This is a genomic window from Pseudoalteromonas sp. Scap25 (assembly GCF_013394125.1).
Taxonomy (GTDB): Bacteria; Pseudomonadota; Gammaproteobacteria; order Enterobacterales; family Alteromonadaceae; genus Pseudoalteromonas.
Genome location: NZ_CP041327.1, coordinates 445,992 through 469,237, shown reverse-complemented (window position 1 = coordinate 469,237; position 23,246 = coordinate 445,992). Strand labels below are relative to the sequence as shown.

Annotated in this window: 22 protein-coding genes, 1 tRNA gene and 2 pseudogenes; 1 reads left to right on the top strand and 24 read right to left on the bottom strand. The window is 38.8% G+C overall.

Going from position 1 to position 23,246, the window contains the following annotated elements; all coding sequences use genetic code 11:
• Positions 1-5: 5 nt before the first annotated feature.
• From FLM54_RS02205 to FLM54_RS02145, 14 genes and pseudogenes are all read right to left on the bottom strand, one after another.
• On the bottom strand, positions 6-584 hold the full coding sequence (locus FLM54_RS02205) for a hypothetical protein (RefSeq protein ID WP_178954887.1): 579 nt from the start codon (positions 582-584) through the stop codon (positions 6-8).
• Positions 574-1,146 carry a hypothetical protein gene (locus FLM54_RS02200; RefSeq protein WP_178954885.1) on the bottom strand — a complete coding sequence of 191 codons (573 nt, stop codon included), beginning with the start codon at positions 1,144-1,146 and terminating at the stop codon, positions 574-576. Before FLM54_RS02200 ends, FLM54_RS02205 begins: the two co-directional genes overlap by 11 nt.
• Entirely contained in the window at positions 1,139-2,287 is a 1,149-nt protein-coding gene (locus FLM54_RS02195; RefSeq protein ID WP_178954883.1) for a hypothetical protein, read from the bottom strand. The genes FLM54_RS02200 and FLM54_RS02195 overlap by 8 nt, the downstream gene beginning before the upstream one ends.
• 5 nt (positions 2,288-2,292) lie before the next feature.
• Complete coding sequence (locus FLM54_RS02190; RefSeq protein WP_178954881.1) at positions 2,293-3,192, bottom strand: general secretion pathway protein GspK; 900 nt, start codon at positions 3,190-3,192, stop codon at positions 2,293-2,295.
• Complete coding sequence (locus FLM54_RS02185; RefSeq protein WP_178954872.1) at positions 3,189-3,872, bottom strand: prepilin-type N-terminal cleavage/methylation domain-containing protein; 684 nt, start codon at positions 3,870-3,872, stop codon at positions 3,189-3,191. Before FLM54_RS02185 ends, FLM54_RS02190 begins: the two co-directional genes overlap by 4 nt.
• Before the next feature lies 1 nt (position 3,873).
• Complete coding sequence (locus FLM54_RS02180) at positions 3,874-4,305, bottom strand: prepilin-type N-terminal cleavage/methylation domain-containing protein (RefSeq protein ID WP_178954870.1); 432 nt, start codon at positions 4,303-4,305, stop codon at positions 3,874-3,876.
• A gap of 1 nt (position 4,306) precedes the next feature.
• Positions 4,307-4,735 carry a prepilin-type N-terminal cleavage/methylation domain-containing protein gene (locus FLM54_RS02175; RefSeq protein WP_198522502.1) on the bottom strand — a complete coding sequence of 143 codons (429 nt, stop codon included), beginning with the start codon at positions 4,733-4,735 and terminating at the stop codon, positions 4,307-4,309.
• Complete coding sequence (locus FLM54_RS02170; protein WP_218651583.1) at positions 4,735-5,931, bottom strand: type II secretion system F family protein; 1,197 nt, start codon at positions 5,929-5,931, stop codon at positions 4,735-4,737. The genes FLM54_RS02175 and FLM54_RS02170 overlap by 1 nt, the downstream gene beginning before the upstream one ends.
• 167 nt (positions 5,932-6,098) lie before the next feature.
• Positions 6,099-6,152: pseudogene (locus tag FLM54_RS18960) on the bottom strand (hypothetical protein); the annotation flags it as partial.
• Positions 6,153-6,288: 136 nt separating this feature from the next.
• Positions 6,289-7,467 (bottom strand): annotated as a pseudogene (locus FLM54_RS02165) (GspE/PulE family protein); the annotation flags it as partial.
• 113 nt (positions 7,468-7,580) lie between these two features.
• Positions 7,581-7,976 (bottom strand): type II secretion system major pseudopilin GspG, encoded by a 396-nt coding sequence (gene gspG, locus FLM54_RS02160; protein ID WP_178956832.1) that lies wholly within the window; start codon positions 7,974-7,976, stop codon positions 7,581-7,583.
• Positions 7,977-8,000: 24 nt separating this feature from the next.
• Positions 8,001-10,679: an SLBB domain-containing protein gene (locus tag FLM54_RS02155; protein ID WP_178956831.1), complete on the bottom strand. Its 2,679-nt coding sequence runs from the start codon at positions 10,677-10,679 to the stop codon at positions 8,001-8,003.
• A 158-nt stretch (positions 10,680-10,837) separates the two neighbouring features.
• Positions 10,838-11,620, bottom strand: coding sequence for a YdiY family protein (locus tag FLM54_RS02150; protein WP_138609581.1), 783 nt, complete (start codon positions 11,618-11,620; stop codon positions 10,838-10,840).
• A gap of 94 nt (positions 11,621-11,714) precedes the next feature.
• Positions 11,715-12,533: a mechanosensitive ion channel family protein gene (locus FLM54_RS02145; RefSeq protein WP_010390598.1), complete on the bottom strand. Its 819-nt coding sequence runs from the start codon at positions 12,531-12,533 to the stop codon at positions 11,715-11,717.
• Positions 12,534-12,816: 283 nt separating this feature from the next.
• Here FLM54_RS02145 and FLM54_RS02140 point away from each other — a divergent pair.
• Positions 12,817-12,892: transfer RNA gene (locus FLM54_RS02140), tRNA-His, on the top strand.
• Positions 12,893-13,234: 342 nt separating this feature from the next.
• Here FLM54_RS02140 and FLM54_RS02135 read toward each other — a convergent pair.
• From FLM54_RS02135 to trmJ, 10 genes are all read right to left on the bottom strand, one after another.
• Complete coding sequence (locus FLM54_RS02135; protein ID WP_178954868.1) at positions 13,235-14,776, bottom strand: methyl-accepting chemotaxis protein; 1,542 nt, start codon at positions 14,774-14,776, stop codon at positions 13,235-13,237.
• Positions 14,777-15,249: 473 nt separating this feature from the next.
• On the bottom strand, positions 15,250-16,677 hold the full coding sequence (locus FLM54_RS02130; protein WP_178954866.1) for an NAD-dependent succinate-semialdehyde dehydrogenase: 1,428 nt from the start codon (positions 16,675-16,677) through the stop codon (positions 15,250-15,252).
• Positions 16,678-16,919: 242 nt separating this feature from the next.
• On the bottom strand, positions 16,920-17,258 hold the full coding sequence (gene fdx, locus FLM54_RS02125) for an ISC system 2Fe-2S type ferredoxin (protein ID WP_008113929.1): 339 nt from the start codon (positions 17,256-17,258) through the stop codon (positions 16,920-16,922).
• A gap of 11 nt (positions 17,259-17,269) precedes the next feature.
• Complete coding sequence (gene hscA / locus FLM54_RS02120) at positions 17,270-19,132, bottom strand: Fe-S protein assembly chaperone HscA (protein WP_054202354.1); 1,863 nt, start codon at positions 19,130-19,132, stop codon at positions 17,270-17,272.
• Between the two features lie 42 nt (positions 19,133-19,174).
• Positions 19,175-19,702, bottom strand: coding sequence for a co-chaperone HscB (hscB, locus tag FLM54_RS02115; RefSeq protein ID WP_178954865.1), 528 nt, complete (start codon positions 19,700-19,702; stop codon positions 19,175-19,177).
• A gap of 86 nt (positions 19,703-19,788) precedes the next feature.
• Positions 19,789-20,112 carry an iron-sulfur cluster assembly protein IscA gene (gene iscA / locus FLM54_RS02110; RefSeq protein ID WP_008113924.1) on the bottom strand — a complete coding sequence of 108 codons (324 nt, stop codon included), beginning with the start codon at positions 20,110-20,112 and terminating at the stop codon, positions 19,789-19,791.
• A gap of 9 nt (positions 20,113-20,121) precedes the next feature.
• Complete coding sequence (iscU, locus tag FLM54_RS02105; RefSeq protein ID WP_054202356.1) at positions 20,122-20,505, bottom strand: Fe-S cluster assembly scaffold IscU; 384 nt, start codon at positions 20,503-20,505, stop codon at positions 20,122-20,124.
• A 40-nt stretch (positions 20,506-20,545) separates the two neighbouring features.
• The gene (locus tag FLM54_RS02100) at positions 20,546-21,763 is read right to left on the bottom strand and encodes an IscS subfamily cysteine desulfurase (RefSeq protein WP_008113922.1); all 1,218 of its coding nucleotides are present in this window, start codon (positions 21,761-21,763) and stop codon (positions 20,546-20,548) included.
• Positions 21,764-21,787: 24 nt separating this feature from the next.
• Positions 21,788-22,279 carry a Fe-S cluster assembly transcriptional regulator IscR gene (iscR, locus tag FLM54_RS02095; protein ID WP_008113921.1) on the bottom strand — a complete coding sequence of 164 codons (492 nt, stop codon included), beginning with the start codon at positions 22,277-22,279 and terminating at the stop codon, positions 21,788-21,790.
• Positions 22,280-22,481: 202 nt separating this feature from the next.
• Positions 22,482-23,207, bottom strand: coding sequence for a tRNA (cytosine(32)/uridine(32)-2'-O)-methyltransferase TrmJ (gene trmJ / locus FLM54_RS02090; RefSeq protein ID WP_178954863.1), 726 nt, complete (start codon positions 23,205-23,207; stop codon positions 22,482-22,484).
• Positions 23,208-23,246: the final 39 nt, after the last annotated feature.

Here is a 23,246-nt window from a genome sequence, read left to right as displayed (position 1 = left end):
AACCTTTATTGACTCTTAGTTGCAGGCGCAATGTCTTTAAACATAGATAATATAATTTCTTGCGTTTGCTGCTCATGTTGAGCAGTTAGTTTTACTTGGGTATTATTTAATACTTCGAGTGTATAACCGTACACTTGATTTTGATCGTCAAAGCGTTTTAGTTCATGCTGCTGTTCTTTAATATTCATCACATCAATAAGTGCCACTTTTTTATTTGTTTGCTGCAATTGAATAATCGCTTTTAAAGTCAGCTTGTTGTTATCAATAAATACCTCGGTTAATAAGCCACTTTGCCTTAGTTGCTGCTCCTTGGTTAAACCTTCAGGTTCTGAGGCTGCAGTGTCTTCTGTGGCATTGGGTTTATAAACGTCATACAAGGCTATTAACTTAGCGCCCTCTTGGGCTGTAATATTATTTTTAACCTTTGCTTGCTCTATTGAAACTTCATTAATCTCAGCTTTATTAGAAATAGGCTTAATAATACGTACTGATAAATCATTTACAATCCACATCAGTGCAACTACAACACTGGCGATAATAACAGGCTCTTTTACCCTTAATAAGAGGTCATGTTTATTTATCATCTAGGTTACTCCCCTCTAGTTGCATATAATAATTACGACTTAGGAATACTGAGATAATACCTAGCTTGCCCGCACCTTGCCCACGAAATGAGAAGTTTGTTTGTGGTGTATCAGTTAAATATTGATGTTTTTTTAATGCGACTAAGTAATTTATAACTTGATAACCGCTACCCTCAAATGAATATTCAATATTATATTTAATCACTTTTTGCCCATCAGTGGGAAAACTCTCTTTCCAACCAATTCGCTTACTACGTAGGTCAAACTTTGCAAGCTCTGTTTCAATTATTTGTTGTTGTTCGCGTTTAAATACACTCTCTTCTTGCCAAGAATAAAAATACGGGGCGACATTTAGCAGTTTTTCTTCTAAATTAGCGGCTTGCTCTTGCAACGTTGCTTTGTTGTTAAGTAACGTATTAGCTTTGCTTAGCTTTCTTTGTTTAAGTTGATGCTCTGCTATTACACTGTCTTGCCAATCAATAACAGGCACAAGTATAAATTTTAGTAAAATAAGTACACCTATAAGGTATAAAGCGAGCGCATGCTTTTTTAACTCAGCCATTTTGTTCTGGCTCCTCTAAGGTAGGTTCTTCATTTTCAGGTATTATTAATTTTTCAGCGAGTTTAAAGCTAATAACAAAGCGCTCTCTTGCTCTACTTTTTATGACTGCGAAATCAAATTTAGCATCATCAACATTTGGTTCTGCGGCAATTAAATCTAAGAAGTCAGATGCTTTTTCAATTTCACCCCTTACGATATAACGACCATTTTCATAAATAACGCTTGTTAACCTAACTTGTTCAAAAACTGGGATAAGTGACACTAGCAGCCCTGTATAATCAGTTTGATTGTTAAGTATCTCAATATAGGAAAGGTAGCTTGCCTGCTGCTCTTCAACTTCAGATTGTAACCTCAGGAGTTCGCCTAGCTGCTGTTCGATAGTAGAGGTTTGATAATCTAGGTATTCTGTTTTTAATATTAAAAACAATGAGCTAACCAGTAGATAAGCACTAACAATAGCGACAGCTGGTAATGAAAGACTGACTAAAAGTTTACTTTTATCCGCTTTAGCTTTAAGTGAGGTGAACGCAACTAGCTCTTTAAAAGTTAATTGTTTAATGCCACTTTCAAAACGTGCTAGTTTGCCTTTTTGACTGAGCGTTGTTGTTGTTTCTAATTGCATGCCCACCGACATAGCGAAGCGTTTAGCTGTATTAATCACTCCTTTCAATTGGCCGCTATATGTTACTTTGCCAATTAAAGCAAAAATAGTCGAATTAACCCCTTCCTCAACTACTAACGCTTCACTCTCTCGGCACTTTTTAGTAATTAAAACTGACTCAGGAATTATGAAAAAAGGATGGTATTTAAAATCAGGTAACTGCCAGCGATTCACTATGCTTTTATCAGATTGAATTTCGCACACTAAAGTAGCTTGGTTAACTTCGGTTTGAAGCTTTAGTAGTTGTCGTAGCTCTTTTTTATCTACCACTGGGAGTGACATATGCTCCTCTGCATAGCTGCCACATGAAATGATCAATATTTTAGGCTTCTTCTTATTTTTAATCGGCTCTAAAGTAAGACCTTCTTGTTCAGTGTAAACAAACTGATAAAAATTTCCGTCATAGTAGCCAACAAAACGCCATAAGGATTTTAATAAACCGCGTATCCGCTGTTTTATTGAGTTAACATTTAAAAACATAATGATTAGTTGCGCTCTAACAGTAAGTCGTAGGGGGGAGTCTTGTTTTTTGCATAAGGAGAAATTTTTAATACAAAGTTTTTACTCAGTGAAATATTTTTATAGTTTATAAGCAGCTGAACACCAAGTCTATTCGAAGATGCAAACCTTATACCGTCTTGATATTCAATGCCGGTATATTCTTTAAAGTCACCAATATTTAATTTACCTTGCTCGCGTAACTGGGTAACAAACTCTGCCTTTTCTAGTGTACTCATAGAGGCTATAAGCTCTTTACTAGCAGACATAATATTTAAATCGCCCCGCGAGAAAACACTCAAGTTACTATATAGTACTTTTTTTTCATCTTCGGTTAAAACAAGCGCTTTTTCTATCTCTGTTATATCAACTATTTTGCCGTTTCGGATATTACTTGACATAAAGCTATCATTGCCTAGTTCTCGAGGGATGTTATCAGCATCAAGCCAATCTAGCAAGGTGTCCGTTATTTGCTTTGCTCTTTTGGGAGAGGCTCCAGAAGATGTTAATAGTTTGACTAAACGAGCGCTTGGAAAAAAGTTTACATTCAGTAATGCGGATTGATCTTGAATTTTTATTTTTACATTTTCTGACAATGGAAATGCCTGGTTATGAAAATTCCATTTGTCCTGTATTGCTCTACTCGCGGTTTGCGAAATGCTCTCGCTACTACCAATTGCAGGGTATAACAGAGACTCAGTTAACAATGTATATAACAGCTCATTTTTAGCTGAGTGCAATAATATTTCAGCCTCAGCTCTTTGTTGAGCAAGCATAGAAAGGTGAATATGCCTAGATGCTCCTTGATTCAAAAATAGAGCAAACACCGACAATAATGCAGTAATCAGTAGCACTTGAATCAGCGCGATACCTGCGGCTTGATTCATGAGTTATTTCCTAAATATAGGGTGGTATGCTGCAGCGAATCTCTGCCAGAGTCAACCTCGATCATCATTGTTTCTGAGTTAATTGTTAACGTAGTCATTATATTTAAAGGTAACAACTGCTTATTAATGCCTGAGTATTCATTTGTTACTTTTGGTTGCTCTTGTGCTTCTTTTTGTATGGACATAGAGGGCAAGTTATCCCAACCTCGGTAGGAAAAGACAAGTTCATCTATGTTTTCAAGTAGCAAGTAGTTATGTTCAAATGCGATTTCTTGCTGAGTAGTAAAAATAGACTGGTTTTTAGTACTGACTGACTGGTAAATTAAATTATACTTTTTATTTTCTTGTTGCTCTAATGTTAACCTAAAAATTTCAGGGTATTTACCAGAAAACAACCCTTGTTGCGTCACTCCAAAAAGCTTATTTTCATTGCCAACAAAAAGCAGACCTGGCCTTTTATTTTCTCTTTCATCAATAATAATATACGGGGCTACACCATGCAGTATTCTGGAAAGTAATGAAATTCCCTTACTATTTGCAAGCGTTTTATTATAAGTACCCACTTCTTCTTGCCATCGATTAGCTAACATTTGATAGCTGAAGGTGCCGGTAAAAATTAAGGCACTTAAAATAGAAATGGTAATTAACAACTCTATAAGTGTAAAACCTTTCGATTGCACTTTAATCACTCCAGTTTAATCCTGAAAAGTTATAAACTTGCGATGTTCCTTTATAATTAAGCTTTAGCTCGACTCGCCAGAGATTATATTTTTTCTCAATTTGTACAGATTTGCCTGAGTCAGGATCAAATAAATCAGGGGGTGACTTACTTTGCACAAGTACTGCATGCCAATTTGCTGTAACACCTAGAAGAACAAAAGTCCCAGAATCTTCCTGTTGAGCGCTATTACCGATGGTTTTTAATTTTCTTTCTATTTTATCAACAGCCGTAGAGACAACACTCGTTAAATGCATATGCTTTTCTGCTTTTACTGTTGAAACCAATACCCCTTTATAAACAACACCTACAATAGCAATTGATGAAAATAATATAACACTCGCGACAAGCACTTCTATAAGCGTAAATCCTGACTGTTTCTTTGTGTACTGCATGTCAGAAGCCCACATTATTTTGGTTAAATGCGTAAGGTTTATTTATTAAGTCGTTTAAATTTATAGTTAAAGGCTCGTCTCGGTAGTTTGCATTTATAGAAGTCAAGGAGACAAAACCAATATTATTAAACACGATCTCTTGCGGTTGAAAAAAAAGGTAGTCAAAGTTTTTGTTATAAATGATTGTTTGGTTATCTTCAGAAAACACACTAAGCTCTTTTCCTGCTAATTTAGCCGTTAATTGCATATCTGAAAAAAAAGCTCTTTGACTTACTGCTACTAACTCTCTTTTTAAATTTAGTAACTCAGCCTTAGCTTGTGCTTTGTCTAGCTGCTGCATAGTCAATGGCCCCACTAAGCCGACCAGGAGTGCGACTACAGCCATTACAACCATGAGTTCGATTAATGTAAAACCTTTAATTTTAAACACTATAATCCAACATCATTCATAGAAACCATGCTAAGTAGCATAATTACAACAACACCGCCTACAATCCCCCCCATGATGAGTATCATTAAAGGTTCTAATAATGTAGTCATTTTTTCGGTCCAACTTTCAAAGTCCACCCTTGAGCGATTGGCTATTTCTTCAAATACTCTTTCAAGATTTCCTGACTCTTCACCAACCTCGAGTAATGAAACAAAAAAAGCTGGATATATAGATGTTTGCTGTAAAGCTGGTGAAAGTGAACTACCTCTTTTTACTTTTTGTTTTGCGATTTCAATCTCTCTGCGCAAATGATAGTTACGAATATTACCTGCCGAAAGCCCTAGGGCTTTGTCTATAGGGATACCCGACTTAAGCATCATAGATAAGCCGCTATTGAAGCGGATTCTCTCGATAGTTATAACAGCATTTGAAATAATGGGTAACTTTAAAGATACCCCTTGCCACCACCGAAGTATTCTTGGTTGTTTTAATGAATAAATGCAAAGAAATATAGATAGTATGAGGCCCACAAATAAAAAGCCTTGGTATTGGACCATCCAGTCACTCATACTAAGCATAAACGATGTATACCAAGGCAGGTCATCAGCCCCTGCAAACATGCTCGCCATTTTCGGTATAATAAAGTTAAATATAAACACTACGCTCATTATACAAACCGCAAAAATTACGATTGGATAAGTGAGTGAGCCTATGATTTTACTGCGCAGATCTCTTTTAAATTTTAAGTCTTTTGCTAAGTCGGCAAACACTTCACTCAGATTACCTGATGCTTCACCGAGCTCAATTAAGTTACAGTACAACTCATCAAATACTTCAGGGTAATCTCGACAAGCAGATGATAAGCTATTACCCTTTTTTATCTTTTTATTTAAATCATCGAGTAACTTAGCCAAAGATGCTTTAGCTTTAGTTCGCCTGATAATATCAATCCCTTTATCTATACGAACTCCTGATTCAAGCAAAAGGCTAAGTTCTGCAGTTAAAAACTCAAGATCAGCAAGCGTAATTGCATTGCTCTTAAATAATGAGATTGCATCTGCTTTTACTTCTTCTACATGAGAAGGAAATAACCCCATTGCTTGAATTGCTGTAATAGCTGCTTGCTTGCTATCAGCTTCAGTTTCCCCTTCACTTTTTGCACCTGAGTGGTCGTAAGCTTTGTATTTAAAAAGCATAATTTAGCCTGCCACCCGTAAAACTTCAGCAATCGTTGTTTGCCCTAATACAGCTTTGTAAAGGCCATCTTCAATCAATGTTCTACGTTGCATATCATTATTATGCTTTTTTGCTTTATTTATAAAATCAGAATCTTTAGGGATGGATTTAATAGTATCATCACACGCTAAATATTCAGTAACTGCCATCCGTCCTTTATAACCTGTGAAAGAGCAGTGCTGACATCCTTTGCCTTTTTGCAAGTTTATAGCTTTAATACCAAAACGTTTTATGAAGTCCTTAAGCTTATACTTCTCGATTAATAATGTTGAATCTTCTTCTGGCTCAGAGCAATGGGAGCATATTTTTCGTGCTAATCGCTGGGCAACAATAGAAACAAGTGCAGCATTAAGTAAAAACTCTTCTACACCGAGATCCAATAAACGGGTATATGCGCTTGCAGCATCATTTGTATGCACTGTACTAAAAACTAAGTGACCAGTTAGCGCCGATTGCAATGCTATTTGAGCAGTTTCTTTATCTCGAATCTCCCCAAGCATTATAATATCAGGATCTTGACGGACTATAGAACGCAGACCCGCAGAAAAGTCAAAACCAATATCGCTATTAACTTGCACCTGATTTATTCCAGGAAGCTGGTATTCAACAGGATCTTCTAAGGTTATGATTTTAACATCGTCATTATTAAGCGCATTCAAGAAAGTATATAGAGTCGTTGTTTTACCAGAACCCGTTGGGCCAGTTAGAAGTACAACACCCGAGGTTGTTTTTATATCCTCTTTTATACACGCTTCTATGTCACTAGATAGACCTAGTACAGACATGTTATAGCGAACATTATCTTTACGCAAAAAGCGCATTACAACAGATTCACCATCGTTAAGTGGTAAAGAAGAAACACGGATATCTATTTCTTGATTAGATATTTTTAGCTCGATCTTACCGTCTTGTGGTCGTCTTTTTTCCGCGATATCCATACCCGAGAGTATTTTTAATCTTGTTACTATAGGTAATTGCATTTTGGGCGCTAGACGCTCAACCTCATGCAATACGCCATCAACACGATACCTTACACGATAGGTTCCTTCATAAGGCTCTAAGTGCATATCAGAGGCTCCCTGTCTCAGTGCTTTACCAATTAAGGAGTTAAGCAAGTTAACAGTAGGCGCCTCTGATGCAAGCTCTCTTAACTTTTCTTCTTCGTCAGAGGTTACTAGATCATCAGAATCTAACGCATCATCTATGTTTAATTTAGTAGCTAAATTTTGAATATCAGTTGCTGATGCAACATACAACCGAGCCGAAATCTCATTTTCTGCTAACCAATTATTTACAGATAAATTTAATGGGTAAAGACACGCAAAGCTCCACGTATCTTTATCTAATAATACCCAGTTATTTTTTAGTAAAAATTCTTTTTCTTTATAGCTAAGCGTTGGCAGCTCTATATCTTGCCACTCCAATAAATCAAAGAGCGGCAATTCTAAGTATAGCGAGAGCAAATGTTGAACTTGATCATCTGGAAGACTCCCCATATTAACCAAAATTTGTTCAACTCTACCACCATACTTTTGTTGATAATTTAAAGCTTTAGATAAATCTTGTTGTGTTACATTAAATTTATCTAATAGCAATTGTTCAATTGTCATCATTGGTGCACTATATCTGCATTATTATCTTCACCACCTTCTTTCCCATCAGCACCGTATGACATTAAAGTATAAGGATTAATTTTATCGTTATTAAGACTATAGACATATGGATTACCCCATGGATCTAAAGGAACATCTTTAGGTAAGTAAGGACCATCCCATCTAGGCTCATCACTACTTCTTAGTTGCTCTAATTTTGATGGGTATCGACCCAAATCAAGCCTATATGTATCAATAGCTGTTTCGAAGGCCGACATTTGAGTCGCTGCAATGCCTCTTTCTGCCGTGCTCAATTTACCGAAAAATTTGGGGGCAACTAAAGATGCCAAAAGTCCTAAGATTACGATAACTATGAGTAGTTCCATCATAGTAAAACCATTGTTTTTTTTCATTTTCATTCCATACACCTTTATAATTTACAGTGAACTAACCGCAGCTAGGGCTACACCCATTTGATAAAGTATTTGTGTTGCTGTGCTCCACAAAGTTAAGTTATCAACGTGCTCTGTGTCTAATGGCACCACGACTGTATCTCCTGGCTCTAGTATTTCAGAGCGATCAACACCAAACCAAGAATTATTATTTGGTATTTTAACTAGGCCGCTTGCTTTAATAATGTAAACACGATCTTCGTCTGCACGCTGCTTAAAGCCACCACTTCTACCGATGTAGTCATCAACCGATAAAGCTGAATCAAATAAATGTGAGCTAGAGAAGTTAACCTCACCAACAACATTAATACTGTTTTGTTTGCTTGGAATATAGAGCGTATCGCTATCTTCTAGGGGGATATCTAATTTACCCTCCACAATAGCTGGTAAATTTATAACTAAACGACCCACCGCTTTCACTTTAGCCAAATCATTAATCAAGCTATTCATGTCTTCATAACTCAGCGATGAGTCGGTGATTGAGCTGTTAAAGCTTTTAGAAGTAATATCTCTTCGCAAGTCTTCTGACAACTTGTTTAGCTGCTGTTGCTGTTGAAAACGTAGATTTTCGCGTGTAAATACAGCCCCTTCAGGGTAAGAATAATCTGTAAACCCTCCAGCCCTTTTTATTACTTCTCGTAAACTTTCACCTTTACGAATATCGTAATCACCAGGAAATTTAACTTCACCATATAAGCTTACTTTTAGTCCTTTCTGCCAATTAGGTATTGGGTAAACATTGATTGAATCTTTACTATGGACCAGAAACTTTTCTTTTGTAGGATTACTAACTGCTTCATCTAAATTAATATTAACATGCTCTAACATTGCCGCATTTTTTGGTGAAAAACGCGTTATCTCTGCACTTTCAAGAAATGCTGACTCTTTTAGCCCCCCTGCAGATGCAATTGCCTTATTTATATTGGCATTAACCGGACGAGGATAAATCCCTTCATGATAAACCTCACCACGAATTGCGTAAATTTGCACTTTACTTTTGTAACCCGCCTGCTGATTTAATTTAGCAAGTATAGGCTTAAGGAGTCTTTCTCTGCTGAAATATGAATACTCGTCATCTTCTAATTCAACTTTTTTATTTAAAATTTCCGTAATTGCGGTAACTCTATTTTTATCTTCTTCGGCAAGTTGTTTTTCAACTTGCTCAGCAAGCTCCTTATCTAAGGAGTCACCTAAATCTATAAATTCATAAAATTGTTTTTGCTCAAAATCATCCCATAAAGCCATTTTTTCTCTTAATTTAATTTGCTCTTGGGTTAAAGCTAATGAGTCTAATGCTATTTCCTCATCCTCTTTAGATTGAAAGCGACTAAAAACAACCACTTTGTCACGTGCTTTTAGCTCTATATCTTGCTCAGGATTGTTAGCAATCGCTTTAAGTGGTGAAAATTGATGCACCTCTATATCACCTTTGATATTTACTTCCCTGATTATAAGAGCGTATTCATAATCTGCTATCGGAAGTAAATCACTCTTGATCGAGGTAAATAGTTTGCTAACTTTATCTCCTTCGCTCCACGAATAATTACCTGGATATGTTACAGCACCGAGTAAAGTTACTGCATCGTTTAACTCTTCACTTGATGAAGGTACCTTTATTTTATCACCGTTTTTAGCAATATATTTAGAATCTGAATTTGTTAAGTCTATTTGCAGAATTGTTTTGAAACTATTACCAGTATAGCGTTCTACAACTGTTCTTTGTGGATAAGCGGCTCCATTAAAGCCACCTGCCATCTCAATTAAATCATGCACTGATTCATTATCTTGTAACTCAAAAATAGCTGGTCTACGAACCTCACCATCCACAGTAACCTGTTTACCTACAGTCGGAATAAAAACTACGTCACCTGGCTTTAAAATTACATCATCTGAACTATCACCACGAATTAGCAGATCATACAAATCGAGAGTTTGAATTGTTTTACCAGCTCGTTTTAACTGAATATTACGTAAAGAGCCAATTTCAGAAATACCGCCACTTACAAATAAAGCATGTGAGATAGAAGACAGTGCGGGAATGGTATAAGCACCTGCAAGATAAGCTTCACCTAAAACCATTACCCTAATACTTCTAGTTTTTCCCATAGAAACGAATGGCTCAACACCAATCATTTCTTTTTCAACCTTAACCTTTATAAGTTTAACTACTTCACTGTATTGCATACCCGAAACAGACACTGGCTGCAATTTATCTATTGCTAAACGCCCCTCTCTATCAACTTCAACTTCTTCACTCGATGACTCTTTACCGTATAAATTTATAGTAAAAGTATCGCCAGGCCCTACAATGTAACTATCTGGAACTAAAGCATTTTCAGAAGGGGTAAATGTTGTTGGCTCACCGGAGAAGAGCTCATACCCAAATGGCTTTGGTTCATCTGATTTCGGTTTAAATTTCTCTTCTTCAGTTTGAAACTCCTCATCATCTATTTTAGTTTTACTATTTCGAGGAAGTACTGAAGGTGTTAAAAGTTCATCATCAGAATCTTTATCTTTTGACTTTTTTAAAGCACTTAAGTCTATACCATATTTTTTTGCTAAAGCTTCCTGTTGAGATTCTGGCAATTTTTTAAATTGCTCTAACTGTTGTTCAGTTGGCTGAACTCTTTCTTCAGCCCCTATAGCCGACGTAGAGGTAAGCATACTGAAAAATAGTACTGCCGAAAAAAAATTAGTTAACTTCACAAAGCTTCCCTTTAGTAAAAAAGATAAAAAATATAAATATTCGCCGCATACTACACCATTTTATAGATAAAAAAAATGGGTAAGCACGCTTACCCATTATTATGCTTTTTGTATGCTTAAAAACTGTAAACAAGTGTTAGTGAAGTCTCTGTATCTGTTGCTTCTTTGTCATCAGCCACATCTGAGTTGTTGGTTATATTGTAAGCCACTTTCATTTGCAGTGAGCCATTGATTTTAGTAAGTAATGCGCTTTCTGAACGGGTTTTAGTATTAGTATCACCGTATTCTACCGACACTAACTGAGTAAAACGCGCGTTGTCTGAAATTTTCCAGCTAAAATCTACTTTACCTAAGGCAATCACTTCGCCTTCGTATTCACCCGCTAATGAGTTGCCGTTTTCATCAACCTCTTCGCTAATATCTGGATACTTAAAATACTTATAACCCGGACCAATTTCAGCGTTTAGCTTCATGTTTGTCTCGTTTAGTAAACGTAAACCATAACCCGCTGAAATAACTGATTCACTTCGGTATGCGCCAAAGTAATCAGATACGTGCGACCCATAAATAAATAAATGAGCATGCTTTTCGTTTAATTTGTAATTACCCTGCGCTGAAATAGAGTACTTTTCGTTAGTACGCTGTTTTTCTTTTGTGCCAGCGTCGTTTTCTACTTCATCTTCTTTGTAGATGCCGTCTAACTTATACTCGTTATTCCAACTTTCTAAGTTATGCAATACTTTAATACCACCTTTTAAGGTCGTTGTTTCGGTATTACCACTGGTAATGATAGCGCCCACTTCACTGGTTACTTCCCAGGTTTTTTGTTCTTCTTCTGATGCAAATGCACTGGTTGTAGCTGAGGCTGCTACTAAAATTGATAAAAGCTTAAGTTTCATTAAAAAATAACCCTGTAAAAAATATTCATGCTCTTTAAAGCAGCGCGCACGTTAGCAAACCTAACGTGAGCATTACCTTAATAACTTTTTAAAATTAGTCTTGCTTGTGCAAATGCACATCCATTTGTGGAAATGGAATGGTAATATCAGCGTCGTCTAACGCTATTTTAATGTTTTCCATTAACGACCAGTATGTTGGCCAGTAATCTTCTGAGTTAACCCAAGGGCGTACGATAAAGTTAACGCTTGAATCGGCAAGTTCAGAAACCGATACGTTGTATGCAGGATCTTTTAAAATACGTGATTCGTTATCTAGTACTGATTTAAGTACTTCTTTTGCTTTACGTAAATCGGCGTCGTAGCCAACACCAATCACAAGATCAACGCGACGCGTTGCTTCGCGCGAGTAGTTAATGATTGCATCTGACATTATTTTTGAATTGGGCATTACAATAACTTTGTTGTCAGGAGTGCGCATTTCAGTAGAAAATATTTCAATTTTTTTAATCGTACCGGCTTTACCGCCAGCTTCAACGTAGTCACCAGATTTAAATGGGCGTAGTAAAATAATTAGCACACCAGATGCAAAGTTAGATAGCGACCCTTGCAGTGCTAAGCCAACCGCTAAACCTGCGGCACCTAAAATAGCAATAAATGACGTGGTTTCGATACCAATTTGTGACAGCGCCATTAAAATAGTGGCTGCAAATACAATGGCATACACAATACTAGATACAAACGATGAAACCGCTACATCTACTTTCTTCTTGTCGAATGCTTTAGCGGTTAAATTTGCACAAAACTTGGCAATTCGGCCACCGAGTAAAAATATAACAAGCGCTATAACTGCTTGAATACCATAGTGTAAGATTAAGCCTGAATTTTCATTCAGCCAATTGAGTATTGAATCCATATTAACTCCTGATAGCGTTATTAAGCAGTTTAGCGGTATTGTTTGTAGTATTGTAAATCTTTAATAGGTGTTTGCAACAACGTTTTACTAAGGGGTTAGGGGTTCTGGCTGCCCGTTGCCCGTTGCCCGTTGCCCGTTGCCCGTTGCCCGTTGCCCGTTGCCCGTTGCCAATAGCTTAAATATAGAATACTTATAATAAGTTTAAATTTTTTTGATTTTTTGCTTCACAAGCATGGGGATATTATGTATTATGCGCGCCACACCAAACAAGGTGTATGTAGTGGCGGTTGTAGCTCAGTTGGTAGAGCCCCGGATTGTGATTCCGGTTGTCGCGGGTTCGAGCCCCGTCAATCGCCCCACTATTTTCTAAACTCCCTCAGTAATGTTCAAAGTTAGCTTCTTAATTATACCTGGCCTTCATAAAACCAAACCTAAAATAAATAATACTAACTCGTCTATTTGCGTAATCTTATTCACATTTTTACTTCTCGTTTGCTTGTATCCTTTAATTCATACTTTTATAAAACTTTGATGCGACATGAAGTCACTGCTAAAGAAATATTACAAATAACACCAGTAGTAGCAGGTTTTCCCCGCACCACACAGCCCGTTGCCCGTATTTGACGCTTTAGGCGCGCTGAGAACATGTTATATTCTCAGCGCCTCATACACTTGGGTATTTGCTGCCCTTGCTTAAGTTGTTAACCTACTTTAAAAGAAAGACCTAGTGATGCTAATGCTTTAGAGTGTTTTTCAATCGCATCAGACTCTGTACCTACACTGTGCGCTTGGGCTAAGTTTTCTGACGAAGCGGTACTAATATTTGAAATATTACGGCTGATTTCTTGTGATACCATGCTTTGCTCTTCTGCTGCGGTTGATATTTGTGTTGCTAAATCAGAAATATCAGTAATTGCAGCATATACTTTTGAGACGATATCTTGGCTATTTCGCGTTTCTTTAACACAAGTCTCTGCCGCGTTTTTACCCGCTTCCATTGTTTTTGACCAATTGAGTAACGTAGATTGCATTTCAGATATAGAGACTTGAATTTGCTCTGTAGCAGTATGCGTTCTACTTGAGAGTGCTCGCACTTCATCAGCAACAACCGAGAACCCTCGACCATGCTCACCAGCACGCGCAGCTTCTATAGCCGCATTAAGTGCAAGTAAATTTGTTTGATCGGCAATCCCTTGTATTTCTTGCATTATGCCACCAATTTTTTCAGCCTCTATTGCTAGCCCGCTCGCTGAACTTGCCGAGTTATCCACCTCGTTGGCGAGTAACGATACTTCACGCATGGTGCCTGACATCGCTTGCGTTGCGCTTTCGCAGTCTTGGTGAGCTTGTTGCACTCGTTGGTTAGTTACTAAAGTATTTTTTGCTACTTCATCAATTGAATGCACCATTTCTTCAACCGCTGACGACACTTGATGTAATTCTGATGCTTCTTTTTCAACACCGGCCTGCGCAGCTTCAGCACAAATTTTTAGAGAATCAGCACCTTTACTCAAGCTTAAGGTACCATCAATAATCCGGCCAACAATAGTAGTGACTTTACCCTCAAGTAATTTAATCTGAAAATCACTATAGCTGAGGCTGTCGCTACCAGAATAAATATGCCGAGATACGCTATCTGGACCTGCTTTGGTTTTTTTGATTGTGCTTTGCGAACGAATTAACTCTTCATAAAAAATAACAAAAGGCAGAGGAACAAACAGTAAACATAACCAGAACATATAGCTTGTTAACCAAGCAATTAAAGCTGCCCCTCCAATAAATAGAGGAAGCTTAAATGCAGCTAATTTTTCACTTAAAGGCGTAATTGATTGACCATTATTTAAACGTTGGTATAGCTTTTCTGCTCGGTTTTTATATTCTGGAAGGAGTTGTTGGCGAACTGATTGATAACCTACTTTTTTACCGTTTTCATAAATAGGGGTTACAAAGGCATCAACCCAATAATAACGCCCATCTTTACATCTATTTTTTACCGCTCCTCGCCAAGCGGTATCGCTTTTTAAATTGAACCACATATCACCAAATGCCGCTGGCGGCATATCAGGATGTCGAACCATGTTATGGTTTTTCCCTGTCAATTCATTAATGGTGTACCCTGAAACTTTACAAAAGTTATCATTTGCATAGGTGATAACCCCTCGTAAATCTGTTGTAGAAACTAACTCTTCGTCAATGCCGAACGAAACTTCCTGGTCTACCGTTGCTTGATTTCTTCTACTCATAGTGGGTGCTTTATTATTTTTTAATGGGTGAATTTGCGGGATGTTAATTTAATAATGTGTAGAACACAATTGTACATTATTACTATATTTCAATAGTTTTAAAACTACTGAAACTCCATTCTACTTACTCACACATAAAAATAAACAATTAAAAAACATAGGGTTACAAAAAAGCCGCATAGTGGAAGAATAATTGATACTGCATATAATTGCGTTTTTAAAAAGGATATAAGCAAAATAACATCTAACTAAGAATAGTTTAGACCCTAAAATAGAGAAATACCAAAAATCATTCCTTAAATAGGGGCAAAAAAATGCCACCAAAATGGTGGCATTTACACACGGGGTTATTTCTACTTATAGAAATTCTTTACGTTTTGTTTACTTAAACATTTTTTTGAAAGGTAGCATTTACACCCATTTCAAGCAACTTAAAACGCTAAACGGTTAACTCATCGGAACAGTTTATAGAGTTAAACTCTAATACATACGTATTTTTCTTCTAGGTATTCATCTAAACCTTGGTGACCACCCTCTCTTCCAAGGCCTGATTGCTTTACCCCACCGAACGGTGCTACAGGGTTTGATATAACCCCCTCATTTACACCTATCATGCCAAACTCTAACCCTTCGCTTACACGATAGATTTGTTTAATGTTTTGGCTATAAAAGTACGCAGCTAATCCATAAGGGACGTCATTAGCAAGCGCAAGGACTTCGCTTTCTTCATCAAATGGGCTCACCGTTAATACAGGGCCAAATACTTCTTCGTGATAAATATCCATTTGTGTAGTGACATTAGTAACTATTAATGGGTTTTGAAAGCTGCCACCTAAATTGCTGTTATCACCAATTAGCGTAGCGCCTTTATCGAGAGCATCTTTAATCAGTTGTTGTACTTTCTCTTTTGCTTTGGGATAAATAAGCGGGCCTATGTCGGCATTTTCATCAAAACCGTTTGCAACCTTGAGCGCAGCGACTTTGGGTGTAATTTTTTCAAGCACTTCATTTAATATACTGCGCTGGATGAAGATACGATTTGCCGCCACACACGCTTGGCCACTATTTCTAAATTTAGCCGCCATTAGCCCATCAATAGCGTCATCAATATCGGCATTATCAAAAATAATGAACGGCGCATTGCCACCTAATTCCATTGATGTTTTTTTAATTGTCTGGGCACACTGTGATAGTAACTGCTTACCTACACCTGTAGAGCCAGTAAAGGTGAACTTACGTACCACCTCTGAGTCAGTCAACATTTTACCAACGTCTTTAGCGTTTTGTGATACCAACACATTAAATGCACCTTTTACAAAGCCAGCCTGATCAGCTAAATACGCTAAAGCAATAGCACATAGTGGTGTATGTTCAGAAGGTTTTAAAATGAAACTACAGCCAGCAGCATAAGCAGGGGCTACTTTTCGAGTTACCATAGCCACAGGAAAGTTCCATGGTGTTATACCGGCAACCACGCCAATAGGCTGTTTATAACTGGTTAGGCGATGCTGGTTATCGGTTGCAGGGATCACATCCCCATAGCTACGTTTAGCTTGCTCAGCAAACCACTTAATAAAGCCGGCGCCATAATCTATTTCACCGAGAGATTCTTTAAGTGGTTTCCCCTGCTCTTTGGTCATAAGTGTAGCTAACGTTTGTTTATGTTTAATCACCAACTCATACCAACGCATCAAAGTTTCACTTCGCTCGGTTGCATTGGTGGCTTTTAATTTTACAAACGCGCCTTTTGCCGCATCAATAGCTGTATTTACACCTTGCTCGTCAATGTCGCTTACATCAACAATACTTTGTTCGGTGGCGGGATCATCAACGCTAAAGCGTGTGCTAGTTTGATAAAATTCACCGTTTATAAACGAGTCTGAAAAAATAAGATCACTCAAAATACACCTCCGAAATGGGTTTTGGGCTTCGGGCTTCGGGCTTCGGGCTTCGGGCTTCGGGCTTCGATATATTAAAAAAGCCTTGTGGTTAACGCTACAAGGTTTTTTAATTTACCCGCACCTCGCAGCCCGTCGCTCGTAACCTTTAAAAAAAACGCGGGTAAACCCGCTGCTACTTAATACAAACAAAAAAGCCGCTGTATTAAACAGCGGCTTTTAATATAATAGTCGTTAATTAAAAACTAGTGTTCTTCATTAACGATATTGAGATTGTACTTAGGTATTTCAACCACTAAGTCTTCATCTCTAATAATTGCTTGGCAACCTAAACGTGACTCTGGTTCTAAACCCCAGGCTTTATCTAGCATGTCGTCTTCTAGGTCGTCACTTTCATCTAATGAGTCAAAACCTTCACGGATCACTAAGTGACAAGTTGTACATGCACATGACTTTTCACAGGCATGAGGAATGCTAATGCCATTTTTAAGCGCGATATCAAGTACCGTTTCGCCAGCGGGCGCTTCTATTGCAGCACCGTCAGGACACAACTCCGGATGGGGAAGAAAAACAATTTGTGGCATTCTAATCTCTCTTATATATTGTCTACTGACTGGCCTGTTAAGGCTTTTTTAATTGATGCATCCATTCTACGCGCGGCAAAATCACTACTCGCATTGTCCATTTTTTCAATGGCTGCTTTAATTTCGCTTGGCTCTTGTGCACTCTCGCGTACTTTTGCAAGTTCGTTTATTTCCACTTTTAGCGCCGCTAGTTGCTCAGGCTCAAGTAAATCGCCATCAGCTGCCAAAGAGGCTTCCATTGCTTCTATTACACGAAGCGCTTCAACTTGTTGCTCTTTAAGCATACGCGCTTGCATGTCGCCTTTAGCGTTACTCATCGACTCTTTAAGCATATTAGCAACTTGGTCGTCAGACAAACCAAACGACGGTTTTACTTGTATTTCTGCTTGAACGCCAGTTGATTTTTCCATGGCTGATACGCTTAGTAAACCATCAGCGTCTACTTTAAAGGTAACGCGAATATGCGCAGCTCCCGCCGCCATAGGTGGAATGCCTTTTAAGCTGAATTTTGCCAGCGATCGACAATCGTCAACCAGTTCACGCTCACCTTGTAATACATGCAACGACATAGCCGTTTGACCATCTTTAAACGTAGTAAATTCTTGCGCACGTGCAACTGGAATAGTGGTATTGCGTGGAATAATTTTTTCAACCAAGCCACCCATGGTCTCAAGTCCTAGCGACAACGGTAACACATCCAGCAATAACATGTCTGAATCTGGCTTGTTACCAATTAATACGTCAGCTTGTAATGCTGCACCCAGTGCAACAACACGATCAGGATCAATTGAAGTGAGTGGTTGTTTATCAAAAAACTCGCCAACTTGAGTACGTACCAACGGCATGCGGGTTGAACCGCCAACCATCACCACTTGTAGTACTTCTTGGTTTTCAATACCGGCATCTTTTACTGCACGACGACATGAGCGGAGCGTTTTTTTTACCAGTGGCATAGCCAGCTCGTTAAACTTCTCTCGCGTTACTTCAACCATGTATTTTTCATCGTCAAACTCAAGACCAACATTTACTTTTTCGTATTGGCTGAGTGCTTCTTTACAGGCTTTGGCTTTATTTATAAATAAACGTAATACCGAAGGAGATAAGCCCGTCACGCCGGTTTCTTGTTTTAAGTAGTCAACTAATAATGAGTCAAAGTCATCACCGCCTAGACTTGAATCGCCACCAGTGGCCAATACTTCAAACACACCTTTATTTAAGCGCAGTATAGAAATATCAAATGTTCCGCCACCTAAGTCATAAACAGCAATTATGCCTTCTTGGCCTGAATCTAAGCCATAAGCAACCGCAGCCGCGGTTGGCTCGTTTAATAAACGCAGCACATTAATGCCGGCAAGTTCAGCCGCATCTTTAGTGCTTTGGCGTTGTGCATCATCAAAATAGGCTGGTACGGTGATAACCGCGCCTAAAATATCTTGATTACCAAAGCTTTGTTCTGCACGTGCTTTTAGGGCACCTAAAATATGGCTTGATGCTTTTACTGGGCTGATTTTCCCGGCTTCAGTTGCTATCGCAAGTGCGCCGTTATCATCGCAAAATTGATAAGGCAGTTGGCCGTAGCTTTGCTCTATTTCGGCTTGGGTTTTACCTAAAAAGCGCTTGACTGAAATGAGTGTATTAACCGGATCGAGTGTAGCTGCTTGCATCGCGTCTGCACCTACGGTTATGCCACCAGCTTGGTAACGCACTACAGACGGCAACATTGCTTCGCCTGACTCATCAGTAATAGTACGAGCTTCGCCGCTTTGTACGGTTGCCACTAATGAATTCGTGGTACCTAAGTCAATTCCAATTGCTAATTTATGTTCATGTGGTGCCGCGCTCTGCCCCGGCTCAGCAATTTGCAATAATGCCATAATGCTCTTTAAACTCGTGTTGCTCGCTTTGCAGCAAGTGAATTAATCGTCAAATAAACTGTCTTCAATGCGTTCAAGTTCGTCGCGTAACTTATAAACAAACTTTAGCTTACGGATACTGTCTGCTGCTTGTTGATATTGCTGCTCATCGTTACTTGCTAACTGCTCTGCCAATTGCGCACTGTACTGCTGATCAAGCTGCTTTATTTGTTTTTCAAAATGGGCAATAGCAGAGTCCGGATCGATTGTGGTCGCTAACTCTTCAAGTTCTTCTCGAAGCTCCATTTGCTGCATTAAAAACATGGGATCTTGCAATGTTTGCTGCTCAGCGCGAATATCAACGCCCAGCTCACTCAACATATATTCAGCACGTTTAACGGGGTGCTTGAGTGTTTGCAGTGCATCATTAATTTCGGCAGTACTTTGTACGGCCATTAATTTATCACGACTGCTAGCATTAGCATGGCGATCAGGGTGAACAGCACGTTGAAGTTCTAAGTAGTGCTTGTTAATCGTTGCTAAATCAATATTGTAGTCAACGGGAATTGCAAATAACTCAAAATAACGCATAACTTCTCACAAATGACAAAGCCCTACATTAATTGGCAGGGCTTAGTTATACCCAAGTAGCTTAGGTATTCAAAACAAGTTTGAGCTTAAACGGTAAAGCTTTCGCCACAACCACACTCATCAGCTTGATTAGGGTTGTTAAATTTAAACCCTTCATTTAAGCCTTCTTTTGTGTAGTCGAGCTCGGTGCCGTCGATATAAACTAAGCTTTTAGCGTCAACAATTAAGGTAACGCCTTTAGCTGCAAATGTTTCATCGTCATCGTTTAGCTCATCAACAAACTCTAATACATAAGCAAGACCTGAACAGCCCGTCGTTTTAATGCCAACTCGCAGGCCTATGCCTTTACCACGGTTTGCTAAAAATGATTGTACGCGGTTTGCTGCCGCATCTGTCAATGTCACTGCCATGAATATCTCTTAGTTTGTATGTTTGCTTTTGTAATCTGCAATTGCTGCTTGAATTGCATCTTCTGCTAAAATTGAGCAGTGAATTTTCACTGGTGGTAATTCTAGCTCTGCGCTGATATCAGTATTTTTAATAGTAGACGCTTCGTCTAGTGTTTTGCCTTTAACCCACTCTGTTACCAGTGAAGATGAAGCAATTGCACTACCACAGCCGTACGTTTTGAATTTTGCATCTTCAATCACGCCTTCTGCAGACACTTTAATTTGCAGTTTCATTACGTCACCACATGCTGGTGCGCCTACCATACCCGTTGCCACTGACGGATCGTTTTTATCTAGAGCACCTACGTTACGTGGGTTTTCTACGTGGTCGATTACTTTATCACTGTAAGCCATAATTCTATCCTCACTACCTGCTAGGTATGGGCTCCACTAATTAGTGGTGCGCCCATTCAACTGAATCTAAATCAACACCTTCTTGGTGCATTTCCCAAAGAGGAGACATTTCACGTAAACGACCAATCGAGTTTTTCATTAGCTCAACGGTGTAATCAATCTCTTCTTCGGTGGTAAAACGGCCAATACTAAAACGAATTGAGCTATGTGCTAATTCGTCGTTACGGCCTAGTGCACGTAATACGTAAGAAGGCTCTAAACTTGCAGATGTACAGGCTGAACCTGACGATACCGCAATATCTTTAACGGCCATTAGTAACGACTCGCCTTCAACAAAGTTAAAGCTGATATTAACAATACCAGGTACTGATTGGTCTTGTGTGCCGTTAAAGTACACTTCGTCCATATCTGTTAAAATGCCGTCGATTAGGCGTTTACGTAACGCACTGATGTGTGCGTGATCTTTTTCAAAATCTTGTTTTGCAATTCTAAATGCTGCGCCCATACCTACTAACTGATGGGTTGCTAATGTACCAGAACGCATACCACGTTCATGGCCGCCACCGTGCATTTGTGCTTCTAAACGTGCACGTGGTTTACGACGAACATACAAAGCACCTACGCCTTTAGGGCCGTATACTTTGTGCGCCGAGAATGACATAAAATCTACTTTGGTTTGTTGCACATCGATTAAAACTTTACCTGCGCTTTGTGCAGCATCTACGTGGAACATAATTTTACGTTCGCGACACATTTCACCAATGGTGTTGATATCTTGGATTACACCTAGCTCGTTATTTACATGCATGATACTTACAAGCACGGTGTCGTCACGCATCGTATCTGCTAATTTTTGCAGATCAAGTAGGCCGTTTTCTTCAACGTCCATATAAGTTACTTCAAACCCTTGACGCTCAAGCTCACGACATGTGTCGATAACTGCTTTGTGTTCAGTTTTAGCGGTAATAACATGCTTACCTTTTTTCTTGTAAAACTGAGCCGCACCTTTAATAGCAAGGTTATTTGATTCTGTTGCACCCGATGTGAATACGATTTCACGTGGGTCTGCATTAATTAAATCAGCAATGTCAGTACGTGCTTGGTCAACGACTTCTTCAGCTTGCCAACCAAAACGGTGTGAACGCGATGCTGGATTACCAAAATTACCGTCCATAGTCAGGCACTGCATCATTTCTTTGGCAACTCGTTCGTCAACGGGCGTAGTTGCTGCGTAATCTAAATAAATCGGTAACTTCATTTCTCTCTCCGCTGCAGGTCAACCTTAAAGTTGACAGCTTACTTGAATATTTTCCAACTGCTTAATTGCATCATTAACGCTGTTTTCTTGGCGAAGAGCGACCGCTTTAACGTCCGACTTTTCAACCAGTTCAGCTAAGGTAATATTATTTAAAAATTCTTCAATTCGTGCGCTTAAGTCTGACCACAATGTATGGGTTAAACAACGCATACCACTTTGACAACCAGTATTGCTTCGCTGACACCGAGTAGCGTCAACAGATTCATCTACCGCATTGATAACATCGCCAACTGAAATTACATCGGCCTCACGTCCTAGTAAATAGCCCCCACCAGGACCTCGAACAGAACTCACTAGCCCATTTTTACGTAAACGGGCAAATAACTGCTCAAGATAAGACAAAGAAATTTCTTGGCGCTGCGAAATATCTGCAAGCGCTACAGGGCCTATATTTGCATGTAGTGCAACATCCAGCATGGCTGTAACGGCATATCTGCCTTTTGATGTTAACTTCATAACGCCCCCCGCACAAAAGAGTGCAAATTTTAATTACCAGAGTAGATTAGTCAAGTATTATCCTAATAGGCTAGCCTCAAACGGCCACCGATAAACTTGTAATACCCGACTATTTTGGTCAAGTATTGGGTCTATTGTAATTACCTGAGTAATTTAGTCAAGTATTAGTGGAGTAATAAAGGGCGCTATTTATAACTAATTACTATTTTATAGACTTATTAATTGAGGTAAGAATACCTCGTAATATGTTCATTTCAGCATCTTCAGGGCGAGCACGATTAAACAAGCGACGTAGCTTAGTCATTACCATGCCTGGATGCTGCTTAATGATGAAGCCTGTTTTAAACAAGGTGTCTTCAAGGTGTTCGTAAAACAGCTCTGTTTGTTTAGACGATGGATATAGGGTTTCTTCTTCTTGTTGTTCCGCTTTAGGCTGTTGATTTAAAAATGCCATACGCGTTTCATAACATAAGGTTTGTACTGCCATCGCTAAATTTAGCGAGCTGTATTCTGGGTTAGCAGGAATACATACATGGTAATTACACAGTTGTAATTCTTCGTTTGTTAAGCCACTGTTTTCACGACCAAATACAAGTGCTACAGGGCCATTTACAGCTTCGCCAACAAGCTTTTCACCACATTCACGCGGCTCAACCATAGGCCACGATAATGTACGCGAGCGAGCACTAGTACCGATAGTTAATGCACAATCAGCAATGGCATCGGCAACCGTATCAACAACAACCGCATTACCAAGTACATCTGTAGCACCTGCAGCCAGTGCGCTGGCATGACTATCTATTTCACAAGCAGGATCTACAAGGTATAACTTTGATAATCCCATGGTTTTCATGGCACGTGCCGCAGAACCAATATTGCCAGAATGTGATGTGTTTACTAAAACGATGCGGATATCATCTAAGATCATTACAGTGCTACTTATCGAGTACAAAAAAATTGCGCAAAT

Excerpts from the sequence above, each read along its gene's own strand:
- FLM54_RS02205 (WP_178954887.1), bottom strand. The coding sequence starts at position 584 with ATGATAAATAAACATGACCTCTTATTAAGGGTAAAAGAGCCTGTTATT.
- FLM54_RS02200 (WP_178954885.1), bottom strand. The coding sequence starts at position 1,146 with ATGGCTGAGTTAAAAAAGCATGCGCTCGCTTTATACCTTATAGGTGTA.
- FLM54_RS02195 (WP_178954883.1), bottom strand. The coding sequence starts at position 2,287 with ATGTTTTTAAATGTTAACTCAATAAAACAGCGGATACGCGGTTTATTA.
- FLM54_RS02190 (WP_178954881.1), bottom strand. The coding sequence starts at position 3,192 with ATGAATCAAGCCGCAGGTATCGCGCTGATTCAAGTGCTACTGATTACT.
- FLM54_RS02180 (WP_178954870.1), bottom strand. The coding sequence starts at position 4,305 with ATGCAGTACACAAAGAAACAGTCAGGATTTACGCTTATAGAAGTGCTT.
- FLM54_RS02170 (WP_218651583.1), bottom strand. The coding sequence starts at position 5,931 with ATGCTTTTTAAATACAAAGCTTACGACCACTCAGGTGCAAAAAGTGAA.
- gspG (WP_178956832.1), bottom strand. The coding sequence starts at position 7,976 with ATGAAAAAAAACAATGGTTTTACTATGATGGAACTACTCATAGTTATC.
- FLM54_RS02155 (WP_178956831.1), bottom strand. The coding sequence starts at position 10,679 with ATGCTTACCTCTACGTCGGCTATAGGGGCTGAAGAAAGAGTTCAGCCA.
- FLM54_RS02150 (WP_138609581.1), bottom strand. The coding sequence starts at position 11,620 with ATGAAACTTAAGCTTTTATCAATTTTAGTAGCAGCCTCAGCTACAACC.
- FLM54_RS02145 (WP_010390598.1), bottom strand. The coding sequence starts at position 12,533 with ATGGATTCAATACTCAATTGGCTGAATGAAAATTCAGGCTTAATCTTA.
- FLM54_RS02135 (WP_178954868.1), bottom strand. The coding sequence starts at position 14,776 with ATGAGTAGAAGAAATCAAGCAACGGTAGACCAGGAAGTTTCGTTCGGC.
- fdx (WP_008113929.1), bottom strand. The coding sequence starts at position 17,258 with ATGCCACAAATTGTTTTTCTTCCCCATCCGGAGTTGTGTCCTGACGGT.
- hscA (WP_054202354.1), bottom strand. The coding sequence starts at position 19,132 with ATGGCATTATTGCAAATTGCTGAGCCGGGGCAGAGCGCGGCACCACAT.
- hscB (WP_178954865.1), bottom strand. The coding sequence starts at position 19,702 with ATGCGTTATTTTGAGTTATTTGCAATTCCCGTTGACTACAATATTGAT.
- iscA (WP_008113924.1), bottom strand. The coding sequence starts at position 20,112 with ATGGCAGTGACATTGACAGATGCGGCAGCAAACCGCGTACAATCATTT.
- iscU (WP_054202356.1), bottom strand. The coding sequence starts at position 20,505 with ATGGCTTACAGTGATAAAGTAATCGACCACGTAGAAAACCCACGTAAC.
- FLM54_RS02100 (WP_008113922.1), bottom strand. The coding sequence starts at position 21,763 with ATGAAGTTACCGATTTATTTAGATTACGCAGCAACTACGCCCGTTGAC.
- iscR (WP_008113921.1), bottom strand. The coding sequence starts at position 22,279 with ATGAAGTTAACATCAAAAGGCAGATATGCCGTTACAGCCATGCTGGAT.
- trmJ (WP_178954863.1), bottom strand. The coding sequence starts at position 23,207 with ATGATCTTAGATGATATCCGCATCGTTTTAGTAAACACATCACATTCT.